The sequence below is a fragment of the Reella acinonychis genome (assembly GCF_052384575.1).
Classification (GTDB): Bacteria; Pseudomonadota; Gammaproteobacteria; order Enterobacterales; family Pasteurellaceae; genus JBQSUQ01.
This window is the reverse complement of the sequence record NZ_JBQSUQ010000003.1, coordinates 14910-39998: the sequence shown is the minus strand read 5'-3', so window position 1 is coordinate 39998 and position 25089 is coordinate 14910. Positions and strand designations below refer to the sequence as shown.

General features: G+C 38.0%; 23 protein-coding genes. 6 read left to right on the top strand and 17 right to left on the bottom strand.

The window, feature by feature from the left end; genetic code table 11:
* Positions 1-22 precede the first annotated feature (22 nt).
* The 4 genes from thrC to sodC all read right to left on the bottom strand — a co-directional run bounded on the left by thrC (position 23) and on the right by sodC (position 5692).
* Positions 23-1297, bottom strand: a complete 1275-nt coding sequence (gene thrC / locus ACT2CV_RS01015) for a threonine synthase (protein ID WP_464973759.1) — start codon at positions 1295-1297, stop codon at positions 23-25.
* 132 nt (positions 1298-1429) lie between these two features.
* The gene (thrB, locus tag ACT2CV_RS01010; protein WP_464973758.1) at positions 1430-2374 is read right to left on the bottom strand and encodes a homoserine kinase; all 945 of its coding nucleotides are present in this window, start codon (positions 2372-2374) and stop codon (positions 1430-1432) included.
* A 9-nt stretch (positions 2375-2383) separates the two neighbouring features.
* Positions 2384-4834, bottom strand: a complete 2451-nt coding sequence (gene thrA, locus ACT2CV_RS01005; protein ID WP_464973757.1) for a bifunctional aspartate kinase/homoserine dehydrogenase I — start codon at positions 4832-4834, stop codon at positions 2384-2386.
* Positions 4835-5128: 294 nt separating this feature from the next.
* Positions 5129-5692, bottom strand: a complete 564-nt coding sequence (sodC, locus tag ACT2CV_RS01000; protein ID WP_464973756.1) for a superoxide dismutase [Cu-Zn] SodC — start codon at positions 5690-5692, stop codon at positions 5129-5131.
* Between the two features lie 87 nt (positions 5693-5779).
* On the opposite strand from sodC, the gene ACT2CV_RS00995 reads away from it, so the two are divergent.
* From ACT2CV_RS00995 to rapZ, 6 genes are all read left to right on the top strand, one after another.
* Positions 5780-6484 carry a YggS family pyridoxal phosphate-dependent enzyme gene (locus tag ACT2CV_RS00995; protein WP_464973755.1) on the top strand — a complete coding sequence of 235 codons (705 nt, stop codon included), beginning with the start codon at positions 5780-5782 and terminating at the stop codon, positions 6482-6484.
* 68 nt (positions 6485-6552) lie between these two features.
* A complete protein-coding gene (lptC, locus tag ACT2CV_RS00990) occupies positions 6553-7137 on the top strand; it encodes an LPS export ABC transporter periplasmic protein LptC (RefSeq protein WP_464973754.1) in 585 nt (194 codons plus the stop codon).
* Positions 7112-7633, top strand: a complete 522-nt coding sequence (gene lptA / locus ACT2CV_RS00985) for a lipopolysaccharide transport periplasmic protein LptA (RefSeq protein ID WP_464973753.1) — start codon at positions 7112-7114, stop codon at positions 7631-7633. The genes lptC and lptA overlap by 26 nt, the downstream gene beginning before the upstream one ends.
* Before the next feature lie 14 nt (positions 7634-7647).
* The gene (gene lptB / locus ACT2CV_RS00980) at positions 7648-8373 is read left to right on the top strand and encodes an LPS export ABC transporter ATP-binding protein (protein ID WP_464973752.1); all 726 of its coding nucleotides are present in this window, start codon (positions 7648-7650) and stop codon (positions 8371-8373) included.
* Between the two features lie 17 nt (positions 8374-8390).
* Entirely contained in the window at positions 8391-8894 is a 504-nt protein-coding gene (locus ACT2CV_RS00975; RefSeq protein WP_464973751.1) for a PTS sugar transporter subunit IIA, read from the top strand.
* A 14-nt stretch (positions 8895-8908) separates the two neighbouring features.
* Complete coding sequence (gene rapZ / locus ACT2CV_RS00970; protein ID WP_464973750.1) at positions 8909-9766, top strand: RNase adapter RapZ; 858 nt, start codon at positions 8909-8911, stop codon at positions 9764-9766.
* Between the two features lie 57 nt (positions 9767-9823).
* Here rapZ and ACT2CV_RS00965 read toward each other — a convergent pair whose 3' ends face one another.
* From ACT2CV_RS00965 to murF, 13 genes are all read right to left on the bottom strand, one after another.
* A complete protein-coding gene (locus ACT2CV_RS00965) occupies positions 9824-10984 on the bottom strand; it encodes a chorismate mutase (protein ID WP_464973749.1) in 1161 nt (386 codons plus the stop codon).
* Between the two features lie 41 nt (positions 10985-11025).
* Positions 11026-12180 carry an iron-containing alcohol dehydrogenase gene (locus tag ACT2CV_RS00960; RefSeq protein WP_464973988.1) on the bottom strand — a complete coding sequence of 385 codons (1155 nt, stop codon included), beginning with the start codon at positions 12178-12180 and terminating at the stop codon, positions 11026-11028.
* A 68-nt stretch (positions 12181-12248) separates the two neighbouring features.
* Positions 12249-13166 carry a UDP-3-O-acyl-N-acetylglucosamine deacetylase gene (gene lpxC, locus ACT2CV_RS00955; protein WP_464973748.1) on the bottom strand — a complete coding sequence of 306 codons (918 nt, stop codon included), beginning with the start codon at positions 13164-13166 and terminating at the stop codon, positions 12249-12251.
* A gap of 36 nt (positions 13167-13202) precedes the next feature.
* Positions 13203-14396, bottom strand: a complete 1194-nt coding sequence (ftsZ, locus tag ACT2CV_RS00950; RefSeq protein ID WP_464973747.1) for a cell division protein FtsZ — start codon at positions 14394-14396, stop codon at positions 13203-13205.
* A gap of 82 nt (positions 14397-14478) precedes the next feature.
* Positions 14479-15771: a cell division protein FtsA gene (ftsA, locus tag ACT2CV_RS00945; protein WP_464973746.1), complete on the bottom strand. Its 1293-nt coding sequence runs from the start codon at positions 15769-15771 to the stop codon at positions 14479-14481.
* A gap of 27 nt (positions 15772-15798) precedes the next feature.
* Positions 15799-16569, bottom strand: a complete 771-nt coding sequence (locus ACT2CV_RS00940; protein ID WP_464973745.1) for a cell division protein FtsQ/DivIB — start codon at positions 16567-16569, stop codon at positions 15799-15801.
* Complete coding sequence (locus ACT2CV_RS00935) at positions 16569-17492, bottom strand: D-alanine--D-alanine ligase (RefSeq protein WP_464973744.1); 924 nt, start codon at positions 17490-17492, stop codon at positions 16569-16571. The genes ACT2CV_RS00940 and ACT2CV_RS00935 overlap by 1 nt, the downstream gene beginning before the upstream one ends.
* A 41-nt stretch (positions 17493-17533) precedes the next feature.
* Positions 17534-18964, bottom strand: a complete 1431-nt coding sequence (gene murC / locus ACT2CV_RS00930) for a UDP-N-acetylmuramate--L-alanine ligase (RefSeq protein ID WP_464973743.1) — start codon at positions 18962-18964, stop codon at positions 17534-17536.
* Between the two features lie 24 nt (positions 18965-18988).
* Positions 18989-20059, bottom strand: coding sequence for an undecaprenyldiphospho-muramoylpentapeptide beta-N-acetylglucosaminyltransferase (murG, locus tag ACT2CV_RS00925; protein WP_464973742.1), 1071 nt, complete (start codon positions 20057-20059; stop codon positions 18989-18991).
* Between the two features lie 7 nt (positions 20060-20066).
* Complete coding sequence (gene ftsW, locus ACT2CV_RS00920) at positions 20067-21257, bottom strand: putative lipid II flippase FtsW (RefSeq protein ID WP_464973741.1); 1191 nt, start codon at positions 21255-21257, stop codon at positions 20067-20069.
* Positions 21258-21269: 12 nt separating this feature from the next.
* Positions 21270-22577, bottom strand: a complete 1308-nt coding sequence (murD, locus tag ACT2CV_RS00915; RefSeq protein WP_464973740.1) for a UDP-N-acetylmuramoyl-L-alanine--D-glutamate ligase — start codon at positions 22575-22577, stop codon at positions 21270-21272.
* 34 nt (positions 22578-22611) lie between these two features.
* Entirely contained in the window at positions 22612-23694 is a 1083-nt protein-coding gene (gene mraY / locus ACT2CV_RS00910; protein WP_464973739.1) for a phospho-N-acetylmuramoyl-pentapeptide-transferase, read from the bottom strand.
* Between the two features lie 2 nt (positions 23695-23696).
* On the bottom strand, positions 23697-25085 hold the full coding sequence (gene murF, locus ACT2CV_RS00905; protein WP_464973738.1) for a UDP-N-acetylmuramoyl-tripeptide--D-alanyl-D-alanine ligase: 1389 nt from the start codon (positions 25083-25085) through the stop codon (positions 23697-23699).
* Positions 25086-25089: the final 4 nt, after the last annotated feature.

Below are 25089 nucleotides of genomic sequence, written 5' to 3'. Positions count from 1 at the left end.
CGCACTTTTCATTCATCCCAAATTATTTCAATAAGTAAGCTCGCAAGGAAGCAAAATCATTTTCCATTTCATCGGAAAGCAATGGCAATTTATTGTGCTTATCCAATGCTTCTGGTAAAGGTAGCTCAATATTTAAAATTCGCTCTACACTTTCTTTGAATTTCGCTGGATGCGCAGTACATAAGAAAATACCCGTTTCATCTGCTTGTAGCTGATCTTTCAACGCTTGATAAGCAATGGCACCATGAGGCTCACATAAATAACCTGTCGCATATTGCGCTTTTAAGGTTTGCTCGGTTTCAGCATCACTCAATGCAGCCGCGCCCAATTCCTTAAGTTGCCACCCATTGCGTTTAAATAATTCTTCCACACGAGGCCAGTTATTTGGACGACTCACATCCATTGCGTTTGAAAGTGTCGCAACTGTAGCATTCGGTGCCCATTCACCTGTTGACAAATAGCGTGGAACAGTATCATTTGCATTAGTTGATGCAATGAAACGTTTAATTGGTAAACCTAAACTTTTCGCAATTAAACCCGCTGTGAGATTACCAAAATTGCCACTTGGTACAGAAACCACTACATTTTCACGTTCTTGTTTTGGTAACTGGGCAACTGCTTCAAAATAATAGCAAATTTGCGCTAATAAACGGCTAATATTGATGGAGTTCGCAGAGTTCAAACCAATAGTTTGACGCAATTCCACATCATCAAATGCTTGTTTCACTAAAGCTTGGCAATCATCAAAATCACCATTGATGGCAACGGTACGAATATTGCCACCAAGGGTACAGAATAATTTTTCTTGTAATGGGCTGATTTTTCCTTTTGGATATAAAATCACCACTTCAATATTATCTAAACCGTAAAACGCATGCGCTACCGCAGCCCCTGTATCACCTGAAGTCGCGGTTAAAATCGTGATTTTGCCATCACCACGAACGGTTGCTAGCGCTTGTGCCATAAAGCGTCCACCAAAATCTTTAAACGCTAACGTTGGTCCATGAAATAATTCTAAGGCATAAATATGCTCTTCCACTTTGGCAACTGGCGCTGGAAAAGTGAATGCATTTTTAACCATTGCATTTAATTTATCCGCTGGAATTTCATCGCCAATGAAAGCAGAAAGAATTTTTTGGCTACGTTCCACTAATGGCAAATCTAATAGCGCATTAATATCATCAAAGTGCGGTATATTTTCAGGGAAAAATAATCCTTGATCCTTACCTAATCCTTGACGCACCGCTTGGCTAAAATTCACTTTTTCCTCTGGGTGCTTGATGTTATATAAATTCATTATTGTTCCTTAAATTATTTTAATGTATCGCAATAGGCAAATTCATTTCTATCATTCCACAGATTGAAATCGCCTTACATAATCCGTTCTAGTGTTTATATTCAAAAAAGTGCGGTCAATTTTTTGAACATTTTACGCAATCTCCCTTGCCCCTGCATTATCCACTCGACAAATATGCACAAAACCTTCGTTATTTTGTAAATAATGTGCTTCCAAATAGTTGGCAATTTTGGTTGCGGTTTGTAAATCTGCCGCAATGCTAAACATGGTTGGTCCTGAACCAGAAATACCGCTAGCTAAAGCACCTAAATCGCGCGTCGCTTGTTTGACTTCAGCAAAATTTGGCAATAAAGTGGCTCGATAAGGTTCCGCAATCACATCTTTCATCATCAACGCAGCAAGTACATCTTGCCCTGTGTGACAAGCATGAACAAAGCTGCCTAAATGACGCCCATGAGAAATCATATCTTGTCTAGTATAGCTTTTTGGCAAAATCGCGCGTGCTTCGGCAGTGGAGACTTCAATCCCCGGATAAGCAAGCACCCAGTACCAATGATCAAAGAATGGTAATGTTTGACTGATATTTCCCAAACTCTCTACCATTAATTGCACGCCGCCTAAATAGCAAGGCGCAACATTATCATAATGAATGGAGCCAGAAATACGACCTTCTAATTCCCCCATCATTTCCAATAATTCCATTTTAGAGAAAGGATCATTATGAAAACGATTGAGAGCCACCAATGCAGCTACAATAGAACAAGCGCTTGAGCCAAGCCCTGAACCTATTGGCATATTTTTTTCTAAGGTTAAACGTAGCGGTTTAACCGTAACGCCACGCAATTTTACTCGTTCACTAAAAAGAACATAGGCTTGATAAACGATATTCTTTTGCGGTTCTTTGGGTAATTTACGCACAAAATAACCCGCACTTTCTAGCTCAAAACCCTGTTCAATTTCTTCAATTTGAACGACATCGCCTAATAAAGATCCATCAATGGGGGATATTGCCGCCCCCAATGTATCAAAACCTACGCTAATATTTGCACTTGATGCTGGTGCATAAATTCTTAACATAATTTATCCTTAAGCTTTTAGCGTTCTCAGAATATCAGCAAAAATACCTGCCGCAGTTACTGCGTTACCTGCGCCATAGCCACGAAGTAATAACGGAATCGGTTGATAATAACGCGTATAGAAGGCTAAAGCATTTTCACCATTTTTCACTTTATACAATGGATCATCTGCATCCACTTCAAAAATGGAAACGGAGCATTTATCGCCCTCAATTTGTCCAACATAGCGTAACACTTTACCTTCGGATTTTGCTTTTTCTACACGTGCGCTAAATTCTGCGTCTAATGATGGCAATATTGCCATAAATTCATCCGCATTTTTACCTTCACTGAAACCTTTTGGTAAAACGCTATCAACTTCAATATTTTCAAGTTCCAAATCCAATCCTGTTTCACGTGCAAGGATTAATAATTTACGCGCAACATCCGTACCAGACAGATCATCACGAGGATCTGGCTCAGTGAAGCCTTTTTCACGTGCAAGTGCGGTGGCTTCTGATAAAGTATAACCTTCTTCTAACTTACCAAAAATAAATGATAACGAACCCGATAAAATACCATTGAATTTCACCACATCATCGCCTGCTGCAAGTAAATTTTGTAAATTTTCAATCACTGGTAAGCCTGCGCCTACATTAGTATCATAAAGGAATTTACGTTGGTTCTTACGTGCATTCTCGCGCAATACATTGTAATAATCCATTTCACGTGTATTCGCTTTCTTATTTGGTGTCACAACATGGAAACCTTCTTTTAATGCTCTTGCATATAAGGCAGGCACGCTTTCCGAGGAAGTACAGTCAACAAAAACAGGATTCACCACATGGTGTAATTTAATAAATGACAATAACACATCAAAATCTGATGGCTGCATTGCATTATCTAAATCCTCTTGCCAATTCTCTAAATTGAGACCATTTTCATTTAATAACATTTTGTTGGAATTCGCTAATGCACAAACGCGGATTTCAATGTCCTTCTTTGCCAAATAGTCGCGTTGGCGTTTAATTTGCTCAATTAATTCGCCACCTACACCGCCGACACCGACAAGAAACATATCAACGACTTTTTTGTTATTAAATAATGCTTGGTGTGTTGCTTTTACTGCTTCAATTGCTTTATTTAAAGGTACAACAGCTGAAATTGAACGTTCTGATGACCCCTGAGCAATTGCCACAATACTGATATTCGCATTTGCTAATGCAGAGAAGAAGCTAGCCGCGATCCCTTTTGATTGTTTCATGCCATCCCCAACAACAGAGATGATTGATAAATCGCCTGCTACCTCAATAGGATCAAGATCTTTCGCTGCAAGTTCATGGGCAAATTCAACTTCTAACGCAGATTTTGCTTTATCGACTGCTTTAGTTGGTACACAGAAACTAATACTATATTCAGAAGATGATTGGGTGATTAAAATAACGGACACACCCGCTTTTGACATAGTTGAGAAAACACGAGCAGCCATACCAACCATGCCTTGCATACCTGGACCTGATACGTTGAACATCGCCACATTATCTAAGTTAGTAATCCCTTTAACTTCTAAACCTTCGCTTGCACGTTCGTTACCATCAATAACAGAACCTGGCGCAGATGGATTGCCCGTATTTTTGATTAAACAAGGAATTTTTGGTTCAACTAATGGACCAATTGTACGAGGATGGATGACTTTCGCACCGAAATAAGAAAGTTCCATTGCTTCACGATAAGAAAGACTAGAAAGTAAACGCGCATCTGGCACTAAACGTGGATCACAAGTGAAAACACCATCCACATCAGTCCAAATTTCACACACATTAGCTTTTAAACAAGCTGCTAAGCAAGCTGCAGAATAATCTGAACCATTACGCCCTAAAAGCACCAACTCACCTTTTTCATTACCTGCTGTAAAGCCTGCCATTAGTACCACATTTTTGGTTGGAATAGATTTAGCATCCACACGTTTTGTTGATTCTTCAATATCGACGCTGCTTTCTAAATAAGAACCATGTGCTAATAATTTTTCTACTGGATTGATAACAGTTACATCATAACCACAAGCCTCAAACCAAGCTTTCATCATTGCAATTGATAATTTCTCACCACGACAATCAATCGTTGCTTTAACCGCATCTTCTACTTTACCTGCTTGACGAATCTGCTCAACTAATTGCTTAATTTGTGCAAATTCCGCATCAATTAATGCTTTAGTATTTTCTAAATCAAACTGATTATTTTTAGCATGCAATCCATTGATAATATTATAGAAAATATCAAGTGCTTCGGTGAAATGGGATTCGGTAGGTTGGTTAAGCGTCGCTTTTTCAGATAATGCAACTAAGTGGTTGGTGATTTTTGCAGGAGCAGAAAGAACGCCTGCGGCTTGTTCTTCTAAATGGGCTTTTTCGATAAGCTCCGCAGCCTGTAAAAATCGCTCTGGGTTTGCTAATGATGTGCCACCAAACTTGAGTACTCGCATAGAATTTCCTTATGTATATATGTTGTGAATATTTAAAATAAAAAAAAGACTACAAAAAAACCCGCACTTTATTTGAAAGTTGCGGGTTTTACCGAATTTGATTACGCACTAACCCGCCCCATTAATCATCATAATGGTGGTGGTCATAATAATGAAAGTGCGGTTCATTTTCATAAAATATTTCCTTCGTGAGAATGACTGTTAGAAATACCGAAATTTAATGGGATTGTCAAATAGAAAATAAAAAAATAAGCAAGAATTTTTCAATTCTTGCTTATCCTTTATCAATTCCAATTATTTAATTACGCCACAAGCCATTCTTGCACCGCCACCACCTAATTTGGCTGGATGATCTGAATGGTTATCTCCACCGGCATGAATCATTAAAGCATGTCCTTTCACTTCATCTAAGGATTTCAAACGAGGTGCCAATACAGGATTTGCAGCTTTTCCTTCAGCATCAACATATAATGCTGGCAAATCACCTAAATGAGCATCATCAGACCATGGAAAACCATGCGCTTCCGCTTTATTTGGGTTCCAATGCCCACCAGCAGCCAAACCAGCAACTAATTTGCCCTCTTTTTCTTTTGCATCACAGCTTGCATTTTCATGAATATGGAAACCATGTAACCCTGCAGTAAGCCCTGTTAATTCAGGTGTAAAGACTAAACCATATTTAGATTCAGTAATATAAACATGACCAACAGCAGTATTACCTTTTACAGGATCTAATAATTCAACTGCCACTTCTAATCCTTCCATTTTATGTTTGTCAGCATGAGAATGCCCATGTTCATGCGCAAAAGCAGAAACAGAAACGGCAGCTAAAGTGAATGCTAATAATGCTTTTTTCATAAATTTACCTACTCGCGAAAGTGTAATTAAGATAGAATGTGTTCTAACTTGTAGAACATTTCCCAATATAAAGACAAACCAGCGAATATGCAAATAAAAAACAATTTAACCCAAATTCATCAACAAATTGAACAAGCTTGTTCACAAGCGGAACGTGATAAAAGTGCGGTCAAATTATTAGCCGTTTCTAAAACCAAACCTGTTGAAGCAATTTTTGAAGCATACCAAGCGGGGCAATGCGCATTTGGCGAAAATTATGTGCAAGAAGGTGTGGAAAAAATTGATTATTTCAACCAACAAGGTATCCAACTAGAATGGCATTTTATTGGTCCATTACAATCCAATAAAAGTCGTTTAGTGGCCGAAAATTTCGATTGGATGCAAACCCTTGATCGTCAAAAAATTGCTGACCGTCTGAATGAGCAACGCCCACAAAACAAAGCACCACTGAATGTATTAATTCAAATTAATATCAGTGATGAACAAAGTAAATCAGGGATTAAACCTGAGGAAATGCTAGCATTAGCAAAACACATTGAAAATCTACCGCACTTGTGTTTGCGAGGCTTAATGGCAATTCCTGCACCAACGGAAAATACGGAACAACAAAAAGCTGTTTTTGACAAAATGTATGCGCTATTTTGCCAATTACAACAAGTACTCCCGTCACAGAAAATTGATACACTTTCAATGGGAATGTCTGATGATCTCAATGCTGCTATTTGTAGTGGTTCAACAATGGTGCGTATTGGTACGGCTATTTTTGGCCAACGAGATTATTCAAATCAATAAATATAAGCATTTAACAAATGCTGTGTTATAATTTCCACGTTTAACTTTAAAGAGCATTGAACAAATACATGAATATTCGTTGGACAGTTATTCTCTCCGTAATTGCGTTGGTATTATTAGGTTGGTTTTATTCGTTAAATCAATCAGATACAGGTCTGAGTGGTTTAATTAAAAAAGAAGAAAGCCCTGAATATATTGGCAAGCAAATGAAAACTATCGTGTATTCTCCGACTGGTGCCAAACAATATGTTGCCCATTCGCCCAAAGTAGAATATTTCGAAAACGATGGTCATACTAACTTTGAGTCGCCGTTGGTATATCTTTTTGATATAGAAAACGCAAAAACACAGCAAAAAGAAAGCTGGAAAATCAGCGCGAACAAAGCGACATTAACCAAAAATAATATGTTGTATTTAGAAGGAAATGTATTACTGCAAAGTTTATTGCCATTATCTAAATTACAACGTGTTGAAACAGAAAATGCCGTTGTTAATTTAACTACTCAGGATATTAGTTCTGATACACAAGTTAAAATTAATGGACAAAATTTTACTTCCACAGGGTTAAAATTAACCGGTAACTTACAACAACAGATTGCAACATTAAAAGAACAGGTAAAAACCTATTATGAAATCAACAAAGCAAATAACTAAAACTGCGGTAGTTTTAACCACACTTATGCTAACCTCTTTTTCTACTTTTGCTTTAAAAAGTGATACAAATCAACCGATTAATATCGTTTCTGATAATCAATCACTGGATATGGAAAACAGCGTTGTGACATTTACAGATAATGTGGTGATTACACAGGGTTCGATTTTAATCAAAGCAAGTAAAGTGGTGATTACTCGCCCACCTGAAAATTCAAATAAGAAAGAAACTGTTGAGGCTTTTGGTAGCCCAGTGACTTTCCATCAATTACTTGATGATGGCAAACCAGTTGATGGCAAAGCCAGTAAAGTACATTACGATTTAGGCGCTGAATTTTTAACCTTGACAGGTAATGCTGAACTGAAACAGCTCGACAGTAAAATTAATGGCGAACGCATTACTTACGATGTAAAAAAACAGCAATTGAAAGCAAATGGTTCAACAAAATCACGCGTAAAAACCGTACTTATTCCTAACCAACTTAATAAAAAGAAATAATAAGGTAACAAAACATGCCTATTTTATATGCTGAGAATTTAGCAAAAAGCTATAAAAGCAGAAAAGTAGTATCTGATGTCAGTTTTACTGTTCATTCGAATGAAATTGTTGGTTTATTAGGTCCCAATGGTGCGGGTAAAACCACTTCATTTTATATGGTAGTTGGTTTGGTTCGACACGACCAAGGCAGAATTTTAATTGATGACGAAGATATTAGCCTATTGCCAATGCATAATCGAGCACAAAAAGGCATTGGTTATTTACCACAAGAAGCCTCTATTTTCCGTCGTTTAAGTGTCTATGATAATTTAATGGCAGTATTGGAAATTCGCAAAGATCTCAATTCTGCACAGCGTCGCGCAAGAGCTGATGAACTCATTGATGAATTTAACATTGGCCATATTCGCAACAGTTTAGGTCAATCGCTGTCTGGTGGAGAACGTCGTCGCGTTGAGATTGCTCGCGCATTAGCCGCTAATCCAAAATTTATTTTATTAGATGAGCCATTTGCAGGCGTTGACCCGATTTCCGTTATTGATATCAAAAAAATCATTACTGATTTACGTGATCGTGGATTAGGTGTGTTAATTACCGACCACAATGTACGTGAAACCCTTGATGTATGCGAACGTGCTTATATTGTAAGTGAAGGACATATTATCGCGACAGGCACACCGAATGAAGTAATGAATAACGATCAGGTTAAACGTGTTTATCTTGGTGAAGAGTTTAAGTTGTAATTAAAGATCACAAAACAATGGCAAAATTTACCGCACTTTTAACCCCAGAATACATTCGTCAAGGTGTAATTTGTTCAAGTAAAAAAGTGGCGCTCGAAATGGCAGGTCGCCTTTTAGCGGAACAAACTCAACAACTTGGTGTTGAGTTTGATGAAGTTGAATGTTTTGAGAGCTTATTTAGCAGAGAAAAACTCGGCTGTACTGCTATTGGTAACGGCGTAGCTATGCCAAGAGCACGTTTGCTCGAAGGGGATAAGCCTGTTGCTGTTTTCTTGCAACTCGCTAATCCCATAGATTATGGTGCGGCGGATAACCGAGAAGTCGATCTCATATTTGCGATTTTAATCCCTGAAAATCTTTGTCAAACTTATTCGCCGATGCTTATTGAACTGAGTGAGCAATTAAAAGATAAAGCACTTGATAAACAGCTCCGAGCTGCACAAAGTGCGGTTGAAATTTGGCAAATTTTTGAATATGCTGACAATCATATTGAAGACAACCCTATTTCTCTAACAGAATAAACGCATTTAATCCTATGGAATTAATCATTATTAGTGGTCGTTCAGGTTCAGGTAAATCTGTTGCATTACGCACCTTAGAAGACATTGGCTATTATTGTGTTGATAACTTGCCAATTGAATTATTACCAGAACTCGCGAATATTCTATCTCAAAGTCAAAAAATGGCAGCAATTAGTGTTGATATCCGTAATCTGCCAACATCTTCTTCCTCTTTGGAACAAATTGTTAATCATCTTTCTGTAGAACATCAGATAAAAATCATTTTCCTCGATACTGAGCGCGCCGCCTTGATCCGTCGTTATAGTGATTCTCGTCGCCCACATCCACTCTCATCTATCCAGGATTTATCCCTTGAAGCCGCCATTGATGCGGAAAGAGATTATCTGGAACCCTTATTCCAACAAGCGAATATTATTTTAGACACCACCGAGTTATCAACTCATGAATTATCAGAGAAATTACGCAATTTCTTACGTGGAAAAGATGATAAAGAACTCAAAATTATTGTGGAATCTTTCGGCTTTAAATATGGCATTCCTCTTGATGCAGACTATGTTTTTGATGTTCGTTTCTTGCCCAATCCACATTGGGATCCAACACTTCGTCCAATGACAGGATTAGACCAACCTGTAATTGAATTTTTAGCACGCCATACTGATGTACATAATTTTATCTATCAAACACGTACCTTTATTGAAAACTGGTTGCCTATGCTAGAAAAAAACAACCGCAGTTATTTAACCATTGCGATTGGTTGTACAGGTGGAAAACATCGCTCTGTTTATATTGCTGAACAAATTGGGCAGTACTTCAAAGACAAAAATAAAAATGTCAGTATTCAACATAAGTCATTGTCTAAACATAAAAAATAGGATGCCATCGCATCCTATTTTTTTACTCAAACTTAATCAAAAATGACCGCACTTTTCTTAAGATACATCAACAGGTTTTACAATCTCACTTGGATAGCAGCCTAACACTTTCAAAAATTCACTATGATTTTTAAGCATTTCCAACGCCTGCTGCGTATTAGGATGATGTATATTCGCCTCAATTTCCAAATAGAACATTTCTTCCCAAGGCTTACCATAAATTGGGCGCGATTCTAATTTTGTCATCTTAATTTGATGTTGTTTAAACACCGTTAAAGCATCCACTAATGCGCCGGCTTGCTGACTGGTTGTCATCAATAAAAGCGTTTTGCTTGCAATTTGAGGTGATACAGAAAGCGGTTCACGCGCAATTACAATAAAACGTGTAATATTATTAGGTTGGTTGGCAATATCTGTTTTTAATACACGTAAACCATATAAATTACCGCCATCTTCGTTGCCTAATGCGGCAATATTTGGTTTATTTAAGCCCGAAACCAACTGCATAGCGTGTGAACTGCTCTCACAATATTCAATGTGTACTCGATTTAACCCTTTGATAAATTGACTACATTGTTGAATCACTTGAGGATGGCTATATAACGTATCGATTTGCGCTAAATCATCCTGATCATTGACCAACACGCAATGTTTAATAGGATAAGCAAGCTCACCAACTAAACATAAATCCGTATGTTGCAATAAATCGTACACTTCATTAATAGAACCAGAAGTGGTATTTTCTAAAGGTAATACACCGAAATCAGCCTCTCCAGATTTAACACGTTCAAAGACTTGCTCAAAAGAGCTGCAACTTAATTCAACCATTTGCTCCTGATAACGCATCGCATAATTACGCGAAGCTAAATGTGAATATGAACCTCTTTTACCTAAAAAAGCAATGTGAATACTTTTCTCACGTTGCTGATTCAACTTTTTCTGCAAGTACACTTGCTGCGTTAATACTGAATCCTCAATAATACGTTGAAATATTTGTGTAATATACTGAGGTTCAAGTTGATAATTTTCATTCTGTGAAAATTGAATCAGTTCTTGTAATAGCTGTAACTCACGCTCCGTATCACGCAGTGGTTTCTTCGTAATTTCTTTACTTCTCGCCACATCAAAAGCTAAACGATGACGCTCTGACAATAGCTTTAATAAACTGCGATCAATTTGCGTTATTTGTTGGCGAATTTCCGTTAAATCCAAAGACATAAATCATCCTAAATAAAAAGTGCGGTCTTTATAATACAAGATTACAGCGCCATTTGTAAAATACGCTCAACCGCTGACACATCAATATCATTACGTTCGCCAATTTTAGTAGGTCTATGTTCTGCAAATTTCTGTAATATCAACGGGAATTGGCTATTATCTAATCCACAATGAGAAAGACGCGTTTTTAAGCCCATTTGCTCAAAGAAACAACGAGTAGCATCAATAGCAAATTGCACAGCCTGTGCATCCTCATTACCAGAATAATGCCATACACGTTTGGCATACTGCACGAGTTTTTCCCATTTTCCTGTTTTTTGATGCTCTAATAATGCAGGGACAACTATAGCTAAGGTTTGTGCATGATCTAAGCCATGAATTGCTGTTAACTCATGGCCAATAGCATGAGAAGCCCAGTCTTCTGGCATTCCCACTGATAAAATATCATTTAATGCCATTGTCGCTGCCCACATCACATTCGCTCGTGCATTATAATTTGTTGGATCAACTAACAATTTCGGACCATCAGCGATAAGTGTTGATAATACACCTTCAGCAAAATAATCTTGGATTTTGCCATCAACAGGATAAGTAAGGTACTGTTCTAAAGTATGAACAAAAGCATCAACAACGCCATTCGCTGTTTGATGAGGTGGTAAAGAATAAGTCGTGGTTGGATCCAAAATAGCAAACTGAGGTTTAACGAATTCTGAGGCCATTGAGATTTTATCTTGCGTAGCACGACGACTGATTACTGCAATCCCATTCATTTCTGATCCTGTTGCAGGCAATGTCATCACACAACCGATAGGAAGTGCGGTGTAAATTTCTGCTTTTTTAGCCATCAGTTCCCAAGGATCATTTGGATAATTTACCGCTGCAGCAATAAACTTACTGCCATCAAGTACAGATCCTCCACCCACAGCAAGAATGAAATCTAACTTTTCTTTCTTCACTTTTTCAACAGCTTTCATTAAGGTTTCATATTCAGGATTAGCTTCAATTCCTACAAATTCAACCACATAATGTTCGCGTAATGCATCAATAACTTGTTGATATACCCCATTTGATTTGATACTACCACCACCATAAGTCAATAGAACCCGAGAGTTTTTCGGTATGGCATGTTCAATTTGAGCAATTTGTCCTTGACCAAAATACACTTTTGTTGGTAAGTGAAAGTAGAAATTATTAATCATATAAACCTCTTATTTAGATAAAAAAAGCTATACTTTGCAGTATAGCTTTTTCTTTATAGACCAAATTAAATTAACACTTGTTGTGTTGCCATATAGCTTTGAGGAACAGTTTGCTTATCTTCAAAGGTCACAAATTCCCAAGATGATTGATTTTCTAACAAGGCACGCAATAGTTTATTATTCAAACCATGACCAGATTTATATGCACTAAACTCACCAATGAGGTTATAGCCACACATAAATAAATCACCAATAGAATCAAGCATTTTATGACGCACTAATTCATTGTTAAAACGTAAGCCATCTTCATTTAATACACGATAATTATCCAATACAATCGCATTATCCAAACTACCACCTAATGCTAAACCTTGGGATTGCAAATATTCAATATCCTTCATAAATGCAAAGGTTCTTGCTCGGCTGATTTGGTGCACAAAATTCTGCGCGGAAAACTCTAAACTATAATAACTTAAGTTTTTAGTAATGGCAGGATGATTAAAATCAATAGTGAAATTTAAACGGAAACCATCATAAGGCGCAATTTCAGCCCATTTATCGCCATCTTCCACGCGAATTTTCTGTTTTACACGAATAAATTTTTTCGATGCATTTTGTTCTTCAATGCCAGCATCTAACAGAAGATACACAAATGGACTTGCACTACCATCCATAATTGGAATTTCAGGCGCATCCACTTCAATAATGAGATTATCAATACCTAATCCTGCTAAAGCTGCATTTAAATGTTCAACAGTAGAAATACGTACGCCATCATCATTTATTAAACAAGTACAAAGCATGGTATCACGCACAGCTTTAGCATCCGCAGGGAAAACTACTGCAGGATTTAAATCTGTACGGCAATAAACAATACCTGTATTAACAGCAGCTGGACGTAAATTAAGGGTTACTTTATTCCCACTATGTAAGCCTACGCCTGTTACTTTAACACTTTGTTTTAACGTTCTTTGTTTAATCATAATTTGTCTCAACTTTATAAACTTAAGTTGTTTATATTAGTTATTATTCCCACGTAAGAATGCAGGTTTAAAAATATCATTGTTGCCTAGGCTAGTTGGCTTCTTCAACACTTCTGGCACATCCTGAGCTACTCTATTCTCCACTTGACTTGGAGTGTCTTGAGGAATACGCGGAGGTGGTTGAATTTGACTAACAGGTTCATCATCACCAATTCCTGTTGCAACAATAGTCACTCGAATTTCATCTACCATTTCTGGTACTAAAGTCGTACCAACAACCACAGTCGCATCTTCAGATGCAAAAGCACGAATGGTATCACCCACTGTATAGAATTCATCTAAACCTAAATCCATGCCAGAAGTAATATTTACTAACACACCTTTCGCACCTGAGAGATCAACATCTTCAAGTAATGGACTTGCAACTGCTTCTTGCGCTGCTTTTTCTGCTCGACCATCGCTTGGTGAACCTTGAGCAATACCTGCCCCCATCATTGCACGTCCCATTTCAGACATAACGGTACGTACGTCCGCAAAGTCCACGTTAATTAAACCTGGAGAGGTAATCATATCTGAAATACCACTTACCGCATTACGTAAGATATCATTTACCGCAGAGAATGCTTGAACTAATGTTGTATTTTTACCTAATACTTTTAATAATTTTTCGTTAGGAATAATAATTAACGAATCCACATGTTTAGATAATTCTTTAATACCTAATTCAGCAAACGCCATGCGTTTTTTACCTTCAAAAGAGAAAGGTTTTGTCACTACAGCAACAGTAAGAATACCAAGTTCTCTCGCTACTTGCGCCACGATAGGAGCAGCACCTGTACCTGTACCACCGCCCATACCAGCAGCAATAAATACCATATCAGCACCTTCTAACATATTACGGATAGCGTCCTGATCATCTTCAGCTGCTTGACGCCCCACATTAGGGTTTGCACCAGCCCCTAATCCTCGGGTTGTATTGGCACCAATTTGAACTGTTTGTTGAACCTTACTTTTACGTAACGCTTGAGCGTCAGTATTGACTGCATAGAAAATAATTTCCCCATGCTCATCACTAATCATAGTATCTTCACCAAGAAGGACACCGCCGTTGTTGAGCATATTATCAACCATGTGGTTTACAGCATTACCGCCACCACCGCCAACACCGACAACTTTGATCAGCGTGCGACCGACTTCATCATCAAAATCATATTGTACAGGTTCAAACATTTGTATTCTCCGTAATGCTAGGCGCCCTAACATTTAAATTATTCTAAAATTCTTCCTATTGTAGATGAAAAAGCAGAAATTATCAAAATTCTGATTTCACTTTATTCAAAATTTTCTTAATTCCACCCCAAGTTTTGCCTAAAATACCGTCTTCATTCACAGAGGGTCCAAAAATTGGTGCATCTTCTTCATTGTTATAAAAACTATACTGTAATAAACCAAGCACTGTTGCATATTGAGGTTTATTAACATAATCAGTCAACCCAGCAATATTTTTAGGGTAGCCGATACGAACATGAGAGCCAAAAATTTCACTCGCACATTTAGCGATTTGATCCATATTTGAAGAACCACCCGTAAGTACTACACCAGCAATAAGGTCTGCTTTCACGCCTTTTGCAATTAATTCATGGCGTAATTTTACTAATTCATTTTGCACTACACGTAAAAAATCGCTATAACATCTTGATGTTACATCCACAATTTGTGCTTTTGTAAAGGTACGAGAGGCAGTTCCGCCTAACCCCATTACTTCGACTCTCTTCTTAGCAAATTGTTCCGCTAAATCTTCATTTGGTTTGACCGCACTTCCATAGGTAATTTTAATATTTTCCGCTTCACCACGAGAAGTCGTTAAACTTTGCGCTACATAATCTGTAATATCATTACCACCATAAGGGACAACCTTGCTGTAACGTAATGCACCGTTGGTGTAAACCATGATATTCATGGAGCCACCACCGAAATCGATCATACAAACACCAAGATCTTTATCTTCTTCATCAAGCACAGAATAAGTTGATGCTAAGCCTGAAAAGACAATTTGATCCACTTTCAAACCGCACATTTCAACGGCTTTTTGTAAATTATTTAACCAAGCTTGATGACAACCAATTAAATGTGCTTGCGCAGTTAAACGGACACCTTGTAAACCCAATGGATTTTTAATATTTTGTTGCTTATCTACTGAGTATTCCTGTGGAATCACATGCAATAAGGATAAACCTTCAGGTAATTTTACTGAACTTGCTGTATGCATAGCAGAATCGATTTCGTCTTGTGTCACTTCATTATCAACAATTGGCACAAAACCACTTTCGTTTAAACTCTGAATATGCTCGCCTGAAATAGACAGAGTAACAGAAATAATTTGGCAATCAGCAACAGCTTCCGCATTTTCAATCGCACGCTGAATAGATTTCACAACAGCATTAAGATCAGTGATATTACCTTTATCAATGCCTTTCGATGGACAACTGCCATAGCCCAACACATTAATAACACCATCACTCAAGACTTCACCTACAATAGCCACAACTTTTGAGGTGCCGACTTCTAATCCTACAACCATTTTTGAATCTACGATTTTTGCCATTTTATCACTTCACTATTCTATTCTTATTTAACGTGCATCAGTAAAATTTACCGCTGCGCCAACTTTATATCTTAAATCAACATAGTTAATTTTTTTATTCTCAGGTACTTCAATTTGTGGAAAGATAGTCACAAAACGATCAATCTTACTTTTCCACTCGCCTTTTCCTAATTTGAGAATAATATCATTATCTAGCATGACCTCCCAAGAGCCACGTTCGTCAATGGATAATGTTTTTAAATTTAACGCTTTATCCTTCAGATCTGCGTAAATTTTATGCCAAGCTTCTAAAACAACCGCACTTTGATAATCAGGTCCAAACAAACGCGGCATATCCGTTTTGGTCAATTTATCAAAAGGTAATTGAAAAATTGTGCCATCGCTAGACAATAACTGATCCTTATTCCAATAAGCAATAGGCATATATTCGGAAACAATCACGCTCACTTTATCAGGCCAAATCTTGCGCACAACCGCCCCCTTAATCCAAGGCATCATTTCAATTTGTTGGCGCACTTTATTCACATCTTGTCCAAAGAAACCTTTGAGCTCAAGCATACTTAGAATACGATCTCGAATATCCGCATGGGTAGTATATTGCGGTTTACCTAATAAAGCGAAAGAACTAATTGGGCGATCATCCAGTTTTTCTAACCAACTATTCCAGTTTGCATAAACATAATAAGCCATAACGCAAGAAAACAATAATAACAATGGTTTTACTTGAATAATATTTTTCCATTCAAAATGCGGTAACTTAATACTGCTTTGTTTTGGTTTATGCTTAATTACAGCCATTAAACACTCAACTCCAAAATTCGTTCAACAAGCTGTTCAAATGAATATCCTACTGTTGCTGCTGATTTTGGAAATAAACTATGACTTGTCATGCCCGGCGTTGTATTCACTTCTACTAAACGAAAACGACCTTGTGCGTCTGTCATCACATCAATACGGCTCCAACCACGACAACCAACCACATCATAAGCTCGTTTCACTAAGGTTTTTAATTCTTGCCAACGTTCCTCACTTAAAGGCATTGGGCAAATGTATTTTGTGTTATCTGAAATATATTTAGCATTATAATCATAAAATTCGCCTTCAGGTACGATCTGTACCGCAGGCAACACTTCGCCACCTAAAACTGGCACCGTCAATTCGTCACCGGCCAACCATTCTTCGATTAGCACCGTATCATCATGCTGCAAAGCAATATCGACAGCCTGTTTTAATTCGGTTACAGCCTTAACTTTAGTCAAGCCAACACTTGAACCTTCGCGAGATGGTTTCACCATTAAAGGTAAACCTAAACGCGCTACCACAGCTTCAGGATCTAAAGAAAGCGCGGTGTCTTTTGTGACAATTTCCATATCCGCAATAGGCAAACCAAAACCTTTCCACAACATTTTTGTGCGCATTTTGTCCATGGTTAATGCCGAAGTCATCACACCACAGCCGGTATAAGGTAAACCAATTTGTTCTAAAACTCCTTGCACAACACCATCTTCACCACCACGTCCATGCAAAATATTAAAAGCGCGGTCAAATCCTTGTTGTTTTAATGTCGCTACTTCCACTTCTTTTGGATCAATTGGATGAGCATCGTAACCTTGGTTACGCAAAGCATCTAATACCGCAGCACCAGAATTTAATGACACATCTCGTTCAGCAGAAGTTCCGCCTAATAATACTGCGATTTTTTGTTGTTTTAATTGTTTCATTTTTATTAATCCTGAATTATCGATTCACTAAGCGCGGTCTATTACGCTTTACTCCATTGTTCTGCTAATTGACGAGAAAGTTTGGTCACATTGCCAGCACCTTGCGACAAAATCAAATCGCCATCTTGTAAAACTTGATCCATAATTTCTGCTAGCTGATTATGATCAGCTACAAAGATTGGATCAACTTTGCCTAAATTGCGGATGGAACGAGCTAAAGAACGGCTATCCGCCCCAGCAATAGGTTGCTCGCCAGCCGCATACACATCTAATAAAATCAGCGCATCGACTTGTGATAACACTTGTACAAAGTCGTCAAATAAATCTCGAGTGCGCGAATAACGATGTGGTTGGAAAATCATCACAATGCGTTTATCAGTCCAACCAGAGCGAGCCGCTTGAATAGTCACGCCCACTTCTGTTGGGTGATGACCATAATCATCCACCAACATCACTTTTCCATTTGGACGAATAAATTCACCCAATTGATCGAAACGACGACCTGCACCTTGGAAATCCGCTAAAGCAGCTAAAATCGCTACATTATCAATGCCTTCTTCTTTTGCTACCGCTAAAGCAGCTGTAGCATTTAACGCATTGTGTTTTCCAGGTACATTGAGCAATACGTTAATGCGCTCGCCAGTTGGCGTAACCACATCATAATGTCCCTGAAAACCAGTTTGTTCATAATTTTCAATACGATAATCTGCTTTTTCGCTAAAACCATAAGTAATCACTTGGCGTCCCACTTGAGGCACTAAATCCATTAGCACATTATCATCCGCACACATAACAGCTAAACCATAAAATGGTAAATTATGTAAGAAATTCACATAAGTGCGTTTCATTTCTTCAAAATCGCCATGGTAAGTTTCCATATGATCTGGCTCAATGTTAGTCACCACAGAAACCATTGGCTGTAAATGTAGGAAAGAAGCATCACTTTCATCTGCTTCTGCAATTAAATAACGGCTTGCACCTAAATACGCATTAGTGCCTGCGGATTTGACTAAACCACCATTAACGAAAGTTGGATCTAATCCTGCTTGAGTATAAATCATTGAGATCATTGCCGTTGTTGTGGTTTTGCCATGTGTTCCCGCAATAGCAATACCATGACGGAAACGCATAATTTCTGCTAACATTTGCGCGCGTTGAATGACAGGAATGCGCTTTTCATGTGCCGCAACCACTTCCACATTATCTTGTTTAATGGCACTTGAAACTACTACAACACTCGCATTAAGCACATTTTCCGCTTGATGAGAAAAATAAATCTTTGCACCTAAAGAAATTAAACGATTTGTCACCGCACTTTCTGCAATATCAGAACCTGTTACGGTATAGCCTTCATTCAATAGCACTTCAGCAATACCGCCCATCCCTGCACCGCCAATTCCCACAAAATGAATTTGTTTTACGCGGCGCATACTTGGCACTGCCTGTCTAATTTTTTCTTGTCGTTGTTTCATTTATTTTCTCACTTTATTTACTCGTTAGTTCGCATTCGCCATAATCACTTCTGCTACGCGTTGTGCAGAATGAGGCGTAGCCATAGCTTTCGCTCGCTCTGCCATCTGTAACAATTTCTCACGATCTAACTGATTAATTAAATCCACCAAAATATCTGCATTTAAATCAGCCTGTTCTACAATCTTAGCCGCACCTACATCAGCCAAATATTTGGCGTTCAAATACTGTTGTCTGTCTTTGTGTCGGAACGGAACAAAAATCGCAGGCGTTCCCACCGCAGCTAATTCACAGACTGTTAAAGCACCAGAACGGCAAATAACTAAATCAGCCCAAGCATAAGCCTCAGCCATATTGTCAATAAATTCGGTAATTTTAACCGCACTTTTGCTTTGTTCATCGTAAAGTGATTCTACCATTTCTACCGCGTTAGCACCAACTTGATGGCGAACTTCTAATTTATCCGCTAAACGAGCAACCACTTGAGGAATGCATTGATTTAAAACGCGTGCGCCCTGACTTCCTCCTACTACTAATAATTTTAATCTACCTTCTGATTGTACAAAACGTTGCTGTGGTTCTGGCATTGTAAATAATTCAGCACGCACTGGATTCCCTACGACTTCTGCTTGTTGAAAAGCAGTTGGAAAAGCTTGTAACACTGATTTTGCAATTTTGGCTAACCAACGATTCGTTAAGCCAGCTACTGCGTTTTGCTCATGTAGAATGACTGGCACGCCACAAAGTTTTGCCGCAATGCCACCCGGTCCTGAAACATATCCCCCCATCCCTAAAACCGCATGTGGTTTGTAATCTTTAATAATTTCTCTTGCTTGTAATACTGCTTTGGTAATGGCAAATGGTGCTTTTAATAAGGCTTTTATTCCTTTGCCACGTAACCCTGAAATTTGAATAAATTTAATCGGAATACCATGTTTGGGCACAAGCTGTGCTTCCATACGGTCTGCGGTACCAAGCCAACAAATTTCCCACCCCTGTTGCTGTAAATACAGTGCAACAGCAATAGCTGGAAACACATGTCCACCAGTGCCTCCAGCCATAACTAATAAACGTTTTTTTTCTGAATTATTTTGCATAATTTACTTAATCATCCCTTAATCGAGCTTGTCCGCCTCTCATTAGGCGATTTTCGTGATCAATACGTAACAAGATCGCAATACTTATCGACATAATAATCAAACTTGAACCACCATAACTCACTAAAGGAAAAGTTAATCCTTTAGTTGGTAGCAAACCTAACGCCATACCTAAATTGACAAAGCCTTGGAAGAAGATCCAAAAGCTGATACCAAAAGCAAAGAATCCTTTAAAACGTTGTTCTAGCAAGAGAGACTCTTTACCAATTTTCATGGCTTTGAAAATAAGTAGCGCTAATAAAAATACAATAAATAATACGCCAAGTAAGCCAAACTCTTCGCCAACCACTGCCATAACAAAGTCAGTATGGGCTTCAGGTAAATATTCCAATTTTTGAATTGAGTTACCTAGCCCTTCGCCCGTAAATTCGCCACGTCCAAACGCCATTAAGGAATTTGATAACTGGAAACCTTTACCATAAGGATCTTTAAAAGGTTCCATAAAACTAGTCATACGATCGATACGATAAGGCGAGCTCAATACGAGTACAATAAAAAGAAAAATACCAAGAACAATCAAACCTAAAAATTGTAAGAAATGCGCACCAACAATAAAGAGTAAGCCAAAAGTAATCACAAATAATACAATGGTACTGCCTAAATCGGGTTGTTTTAATAAGAATAGTCCGAATAAACCGACTACGAGAAAAGGTTTTACAGAACTTAACTTACGACTACGCACTTCATTGTAACGACGGGTAAAATAACCCGCTAAAAAACAAATCAGTGCTAATTTAACAAATTCAGCAGGCTGGAATTGGATAATACCCAATGGAATCCAACGGCGCGCTCCATTTATGCTTTTACCAATTCCCGGGATGGCTACTAAAATAAGCAGCGCAAGAGCAATAAAGAAAATATGTACATGCCATTTCTGCCAACGATCCATTGGAATTTTCATAAAGAAATAACAGGTAAAAATAGAAACGGCGATATAAGCCGCATCTCGTTTAGCAAAATAAAAAGCGTCATTATGCAGTCTTGAACCCACAGGAATTGAAGCCGAAGTTACCGCAATTAACCCAACTAATAACAAAATAACAAATAACCACATTAAAGTGCGATCATAAAGTAAATTATTTGGGGTCATAGTTGCCCAACGGCGATAATCTTCTTTGATATTTTCAATAAACTGCATTCAATCACCTAATTAAGCTAATTTAGCTAAACGTGTAAATTCATCGCCTCGCTGCTCAAAACAACTAAATTGATCTAGGCTAGCGCAAGCCGGCGATAATAAAACAATATCCCCTGATTGTAATGTAGGGCGCAATGCGTTAATGGCTTGCTCCATCGTGTCAAATAATTGGCTTTGTTGTGATAATTTCGCTAATTCAGCACCATCTTGTCCAAAGCAATAGCAGAAAATATGAGGTTGATTCACTAATTCTTTGAGCTCAGAGAAATCAGCTTGTTTGCCATCACCACCCAATAATAAATGCAATTTACCCTTCACTTGCAATCCTGTTAAAGCCGCAACAGTACTGCCCACATTAGTGGCTTTACTGTCATTGATCCAACGAATGCCATTATTAAAATATGCTAACTGGAAGCGGTGATCCAAACCAGAGAACGTACGAAGTGCGGTTAAAATTCCGTTATTTTTTACCCCAGCCGCTTTCACTAATGCAATGGCTGCTAGCGCATTCATGTAGTTATGACGCCCCACTAATTTCACTTCATCACAAGGTAAAATCACTTCATCTTTTGCCATTAAATATTGCTGACCATTTTCTGTTTTCAGCCAATAATCAGCATTATTTTCAGCGAAACTCACTTGATATTTAGCACTTTGTTTATCATCTTCTTTAGTTAATAAATCTTCGTTATTAATCACCGCAGTTTCTGCATTATGGTAAATTTTTAACTTCGCTTGACGATAATCTTCTAAATCCTCATAGCGATTCATATGATCTTCACTAATATTTAATACGGTGGCAGATTTCGCTTTTAAACTGTAAGTGGTTTCTAACTGGAAACTAGATAGCTCTAACACATAAAGGTCATAATCGTCATTTAATAAAGACAACGCAGGAATACCAATATTACCACCCATACCAACGCGTAAGCCATCAGCTTTTGCCATTTCCGTTGCTAAAGTCGTTACCGTACTTTTGCCATTCGATCCCGTAATAGCAATAATTGGTTTATCAGCTTCACGACAAAATAATTCAATATCGCCGACCACTTCAACGCCTGCATTAAGTGCGGTCTGAATTTCCGGTGTTTTTACAGCTAATCCAGGACTAATGACGATTAAATCACTCTCCAATAACCATTGTTGATTTAAACCGCCTGTATGTAATGGAATATCTTGCCCTAATTGTTCAGCGCCAGCTGGGGTTGTTCTCGTATCAATCACACGAATTTGGGCTTGTTTTTTACGCAGGAAATCCACACAAGATAAGCCTGTTTTACCTAAACCAATTACGGTAACTTTTTTATTTTGATATTCCATAATATTCTCTTATTTATTCAGCAGTTAATTTCAATTAACGTAGTTTCAACGTAATCAAACCAAGCAATACAAGCATTAAAGAAATAATCCAGAAACGGATGATAACGCGAGGTTCTGGCCAGCCTTTTAATTCATAATGGTGATGAATCGGCGCCATACGGAATATACGTTTTTTGCGTAATTTGTAAGAGCCAACTTGTAAAATCACCGATAGGGTTTCCATAACAAACACACCGCCCATGATCACCAATAAAAACTCTTGGCGAACTAATACTGCGATAGTACCTAAAGCACCACCTAGTGCAAGAGAACCCACATCACCCATAAAAACTTGAGCAGGATAAGTATTAAACCAGAGGAAACCTAAACCCGCTCCAACAATAGCAGTACAGAAAATAACCAGCTCTGCACTATATTTCACATAGGGAATATACAAATATTTAGCAAATTCAATATTCCCTGTTGCCCAAGCAATTAAAGCAAAGGCCGCAGCAACCAATACAGTAGGCATGATCGCTAATCCATCTAAACCATCGGTAAGATTAACTGCATTACTGGTTCCTACAATAACAAAATAGGCTAACAGAATATAAAACAAACCTAATTGTGGCATGATTTCTTTGAAGAATGGCACCACTAAACGCGTCGCATCGGTGTCTTTCCCCACAATGTACATACCAATTACTGCAATCAATGCAATAACAGATAGCCAAAAATATTTCCAACGCGCAATTAAACCATCAGTATTTTTATATTTAATTTTGCGATAATCATCCACAAAACCAACAGCACCATAGCCAAGCAATACAAACAGGCTAAACCAAATGTAAGGATTACTTAAATCACCCCATAATAATGTACTTACCGTAATGGTAAACAAAATCATCAAACCACCCATTGTTGGTGTGCCGCGTTTTTGGAAATGACTTTCGGGCCCATCATTACGCACTTCTTGTCCAAATTTAAAAATTTGTAGACGACGAATCATTTTTGGACCAATCCATAATGATAATAAAAGTGCGGTTAATAATGCTAATGTGGCTCGCACAGAAAGATATGAAATAACATGGAACCCACTAAAATATTGCTCCAAATAAGAAGCTAGCCAAACTAACATAGTTAATTATCCTTCCCAAAATGATTTTTTAACATCTCAATAATCTCTTCCATTTTCTGACTACGCGATCCCTTCGCTAATAAAACAACACGTTGATGATGTGCTAATTTTTCTTCAATAATTTGTGTCAAATGTTTTGCCATTTCTGCTTTATCGACAAAATGCTGTCCAAAACAAGCTGCAGAAATCACCGTACTTTGTTGACCAAAACTAGCCACAAAATCCAATTTCGCCATAGAGGCATGCTCAGCGACTTCCTGATGACAAAGTTGTGTATTTTCGCCTAATTCTGCCATATCGCCAACAACTAAAATGCGAAACGCTTGATATTTTGCTAGCACATCAATTGCTGATTTCATTGATACCACATTCGCATTATAGGTATCATCTAATAATAAAAGATTCTGGCAAGGCTCAACTGGATATAAACGTCCTTTTACTTGCGATTTTTGCTCTAATCCTGCTTTTACATCATCAAGGGTTGCACCAACATTCATCGCTAAGGCAGCAGCAGCTAATGCATTACTTACATTATGTTCGCCTAAATAAGGTAAATTAATCTGAATTTGACCTTGTGGACTATGTAAAACAAAATGAGATCCAGTTTCTGACATCTGAACATCAGTGGCATAAAAATCAGCTTGCGAATTATCCGCAGAAAACGATTGCACTTCATGTTCTGCAATCTCTTTTTCCCACATAGATAAATACTGGCAATTTAAATTCACAATGGCTTTGCCCTTTTCTGCTAAGCCACGATAAATTTCGCCTTTTGCTTGAGCAACGCCTTCAATAGAACCAAAACCTTCTAAATGCGCGGCAGCAACATTATTTACTAACGCCACATTAGGACGCACCAACTCGGTGGTATAAGCAATTTCACCTTGATGATTTGCCCCTAACTCAATGACTGCAAATTGATGTTGTGGCTCAAGGCGCAATAAAGTCAGAGGCACGCCAATATCATTATTAAAATTACCGTTGGTAAATAAAACTTTGTCAAAATCCACCGCAGTTTTTTGTAAAATCGACGCTGTCATTTCTTTGACCGTTGTTTTACCTGAAGACCCTGTCATCGCGACGGTCAACGGATTCATCTCAGCTTTTAACCATTGTGCCAAACGTCCTAAAGCCAATCGGGTATCTTGAACAATTAATTGTGGTACTTGAATATCGCATTGTTTTTCTACCACAACAGCAACATTGCCTTGCTCAACCGCTTTATCCAAATAATTGTGTGCATCAAACTTCTCGCCTTTTAAAGCAAAAAACAAACTGTGTTTTGTTGATTGGCGCGTATCTGTGCTGACATTTTCAACTTCAACATCATCTTGCCCAATTAATTTGGCTTCTAAAATTTCGACCAGTTTTTTTATACTTAGTTTAATCATTTTT

Bases quoted from the DNA above. Each gene is read 5' to 3' on its own strand.
- thrC (WP_464973759.1), bottom strand. From the start codon at position 1,297: ATGAATTTATATAACATCAAGCACCCAGAGGAAAAAGTGAATTTTAGC.
- thrB (WP_464973758.1), bottom strand. From the start codon at position 2,374: ATGTTAAGAATTTATGCACCAGCATCAAGTGCAAATATTAGCGTAGGT.
- thrA (WP_464973757.1), bottom strand. From the start codon at position 4,834: ATGCGAGTACTCAAGTTTGGTGGCACATCATTAGCAAACCCAGAGCGA.
- sodC (WP_464973756.1), bottom strand. From the start codon at position 5,692: ATGAAAAAAGCATTATTAGCATTCACTTTAGCTGCCGTTTCTGTTTCT.
- ACT2CV_RS00995 (WP_464973755.1), top strand. From the start codon at position 5,780: ATGCAAATAAAAAACAATTTAACCCAAATTCATCAACAAATTGAACAA.
- lptC (WP_464973754.1), top strand. From the start codon at position 6,553: ATGAATATTCGTTGGACAGTTATTCTCTCCGTAATTGCGTTGGTATTA.
- lptA (WP_464973753.1), top strand. From the start codon at position 7,112: ATGAAATCAACAAAGCAAATAACTAAAACTGCGGTAGTTTTAACCACA.
- lptB (WP_464973752.1), top strand. From the start codon at position 7,648: ATGCCTATTTTATATGCTGAGAATTTAGCAAAAAGCTATAAAAGCAGA.
- ACT2CV_RS00975 (WP_464973751.1), top strand. From the start codon at position 8,391: ATGGCAAAATTTACCGCACTTTTAACCCCAGAATACATTCGTCAAGGT.
- rapZ (WP_464973750.1), top strand. From the start codon at position 8,909: ATGGAATTAATCATTATTAGTGGTCGTTCAGGTTCAGGTAAATCTGTT.
- ACT2CV_RS00965 (WP_464973749.1), bottom strand. From the start codon at position 10,984: ATGTCTTTGGATTTAACGGAAATTCGCCAACAAATAACGCAAATTGAT.
- lpxC (WP_464973748.1), bottom strand. From the start codon at position 13,166: ATGATTAAACAAAGAACGTTAAAACAAAGTGTTAAAGTAACAGGCGTA.
- ftsZ (WP_464973747.1), bottom strand. From the start codon at position 14,396: ATGTTTGAACCTGTACAATATGATTTTGATGATGAAGTCGGTCGCACG.
- ftsA (WP_464973746.1), bottom strand. From the start codon at position 15,771: ATGGCAAAAATCGTAGATTCAAAAATGGTTGTAGGATTAGAAGTCGGC.
- ACT2CV_RS00940 (WP_464973745.1), bottom strand. From the start codon at position 16,569: ATGGCTGTAATTAAGCATAAACCAAAACAAAGCAGTATTAAGTTACCG.
- ACT2CV_RS00935 (WP_464973744.1), bottom strand. From the start codon at position 17,492: ATGAAACAATTAAAACAACAAAAAATCGCAGTATTATTAGGCGGAACT.
- murC (WP_464973743.1), bottom strand. From the start codon at position 18,964: ATGAAACAACGACAAGAAAAAATTAGACAGGCAGTGCCAAGTATGCGC.
- murG (WP_464973742.1), bottom strand. From the start codon at position 20,059: ATGCAAAATAATTCAGAAAAAAAACGTTTATTAGTTATGGCTGGAGGC.
- ftsW (WP_464973741.1), bottom strand. From the start codon at position 21,257: ATGCAGTTTATTGAAAATATCAAAGAAGATTATCGCCGTTGGGCAACT.
- murD (WP_464973740.1), bottom strand. From the start codon at position 22,577: ATGGAATATCAAAATAAAAAAGTTACCGTAATTGGTTTAGGTAAAACA.
- mraY (WP_464973739.1), bottom strand. From the start codon at position 23,694: ATGTTAGTTTGGCTAGCTTCTTATTTGGAGCAATATTTTAGTGGGTTC.
- murF (WP_464973738.1), bottom strand. From the start codon at position 25,085: ATGATTAAACTAAGTATAAAAAAACTGGTCGAAATTTTAGAAGCCAAA.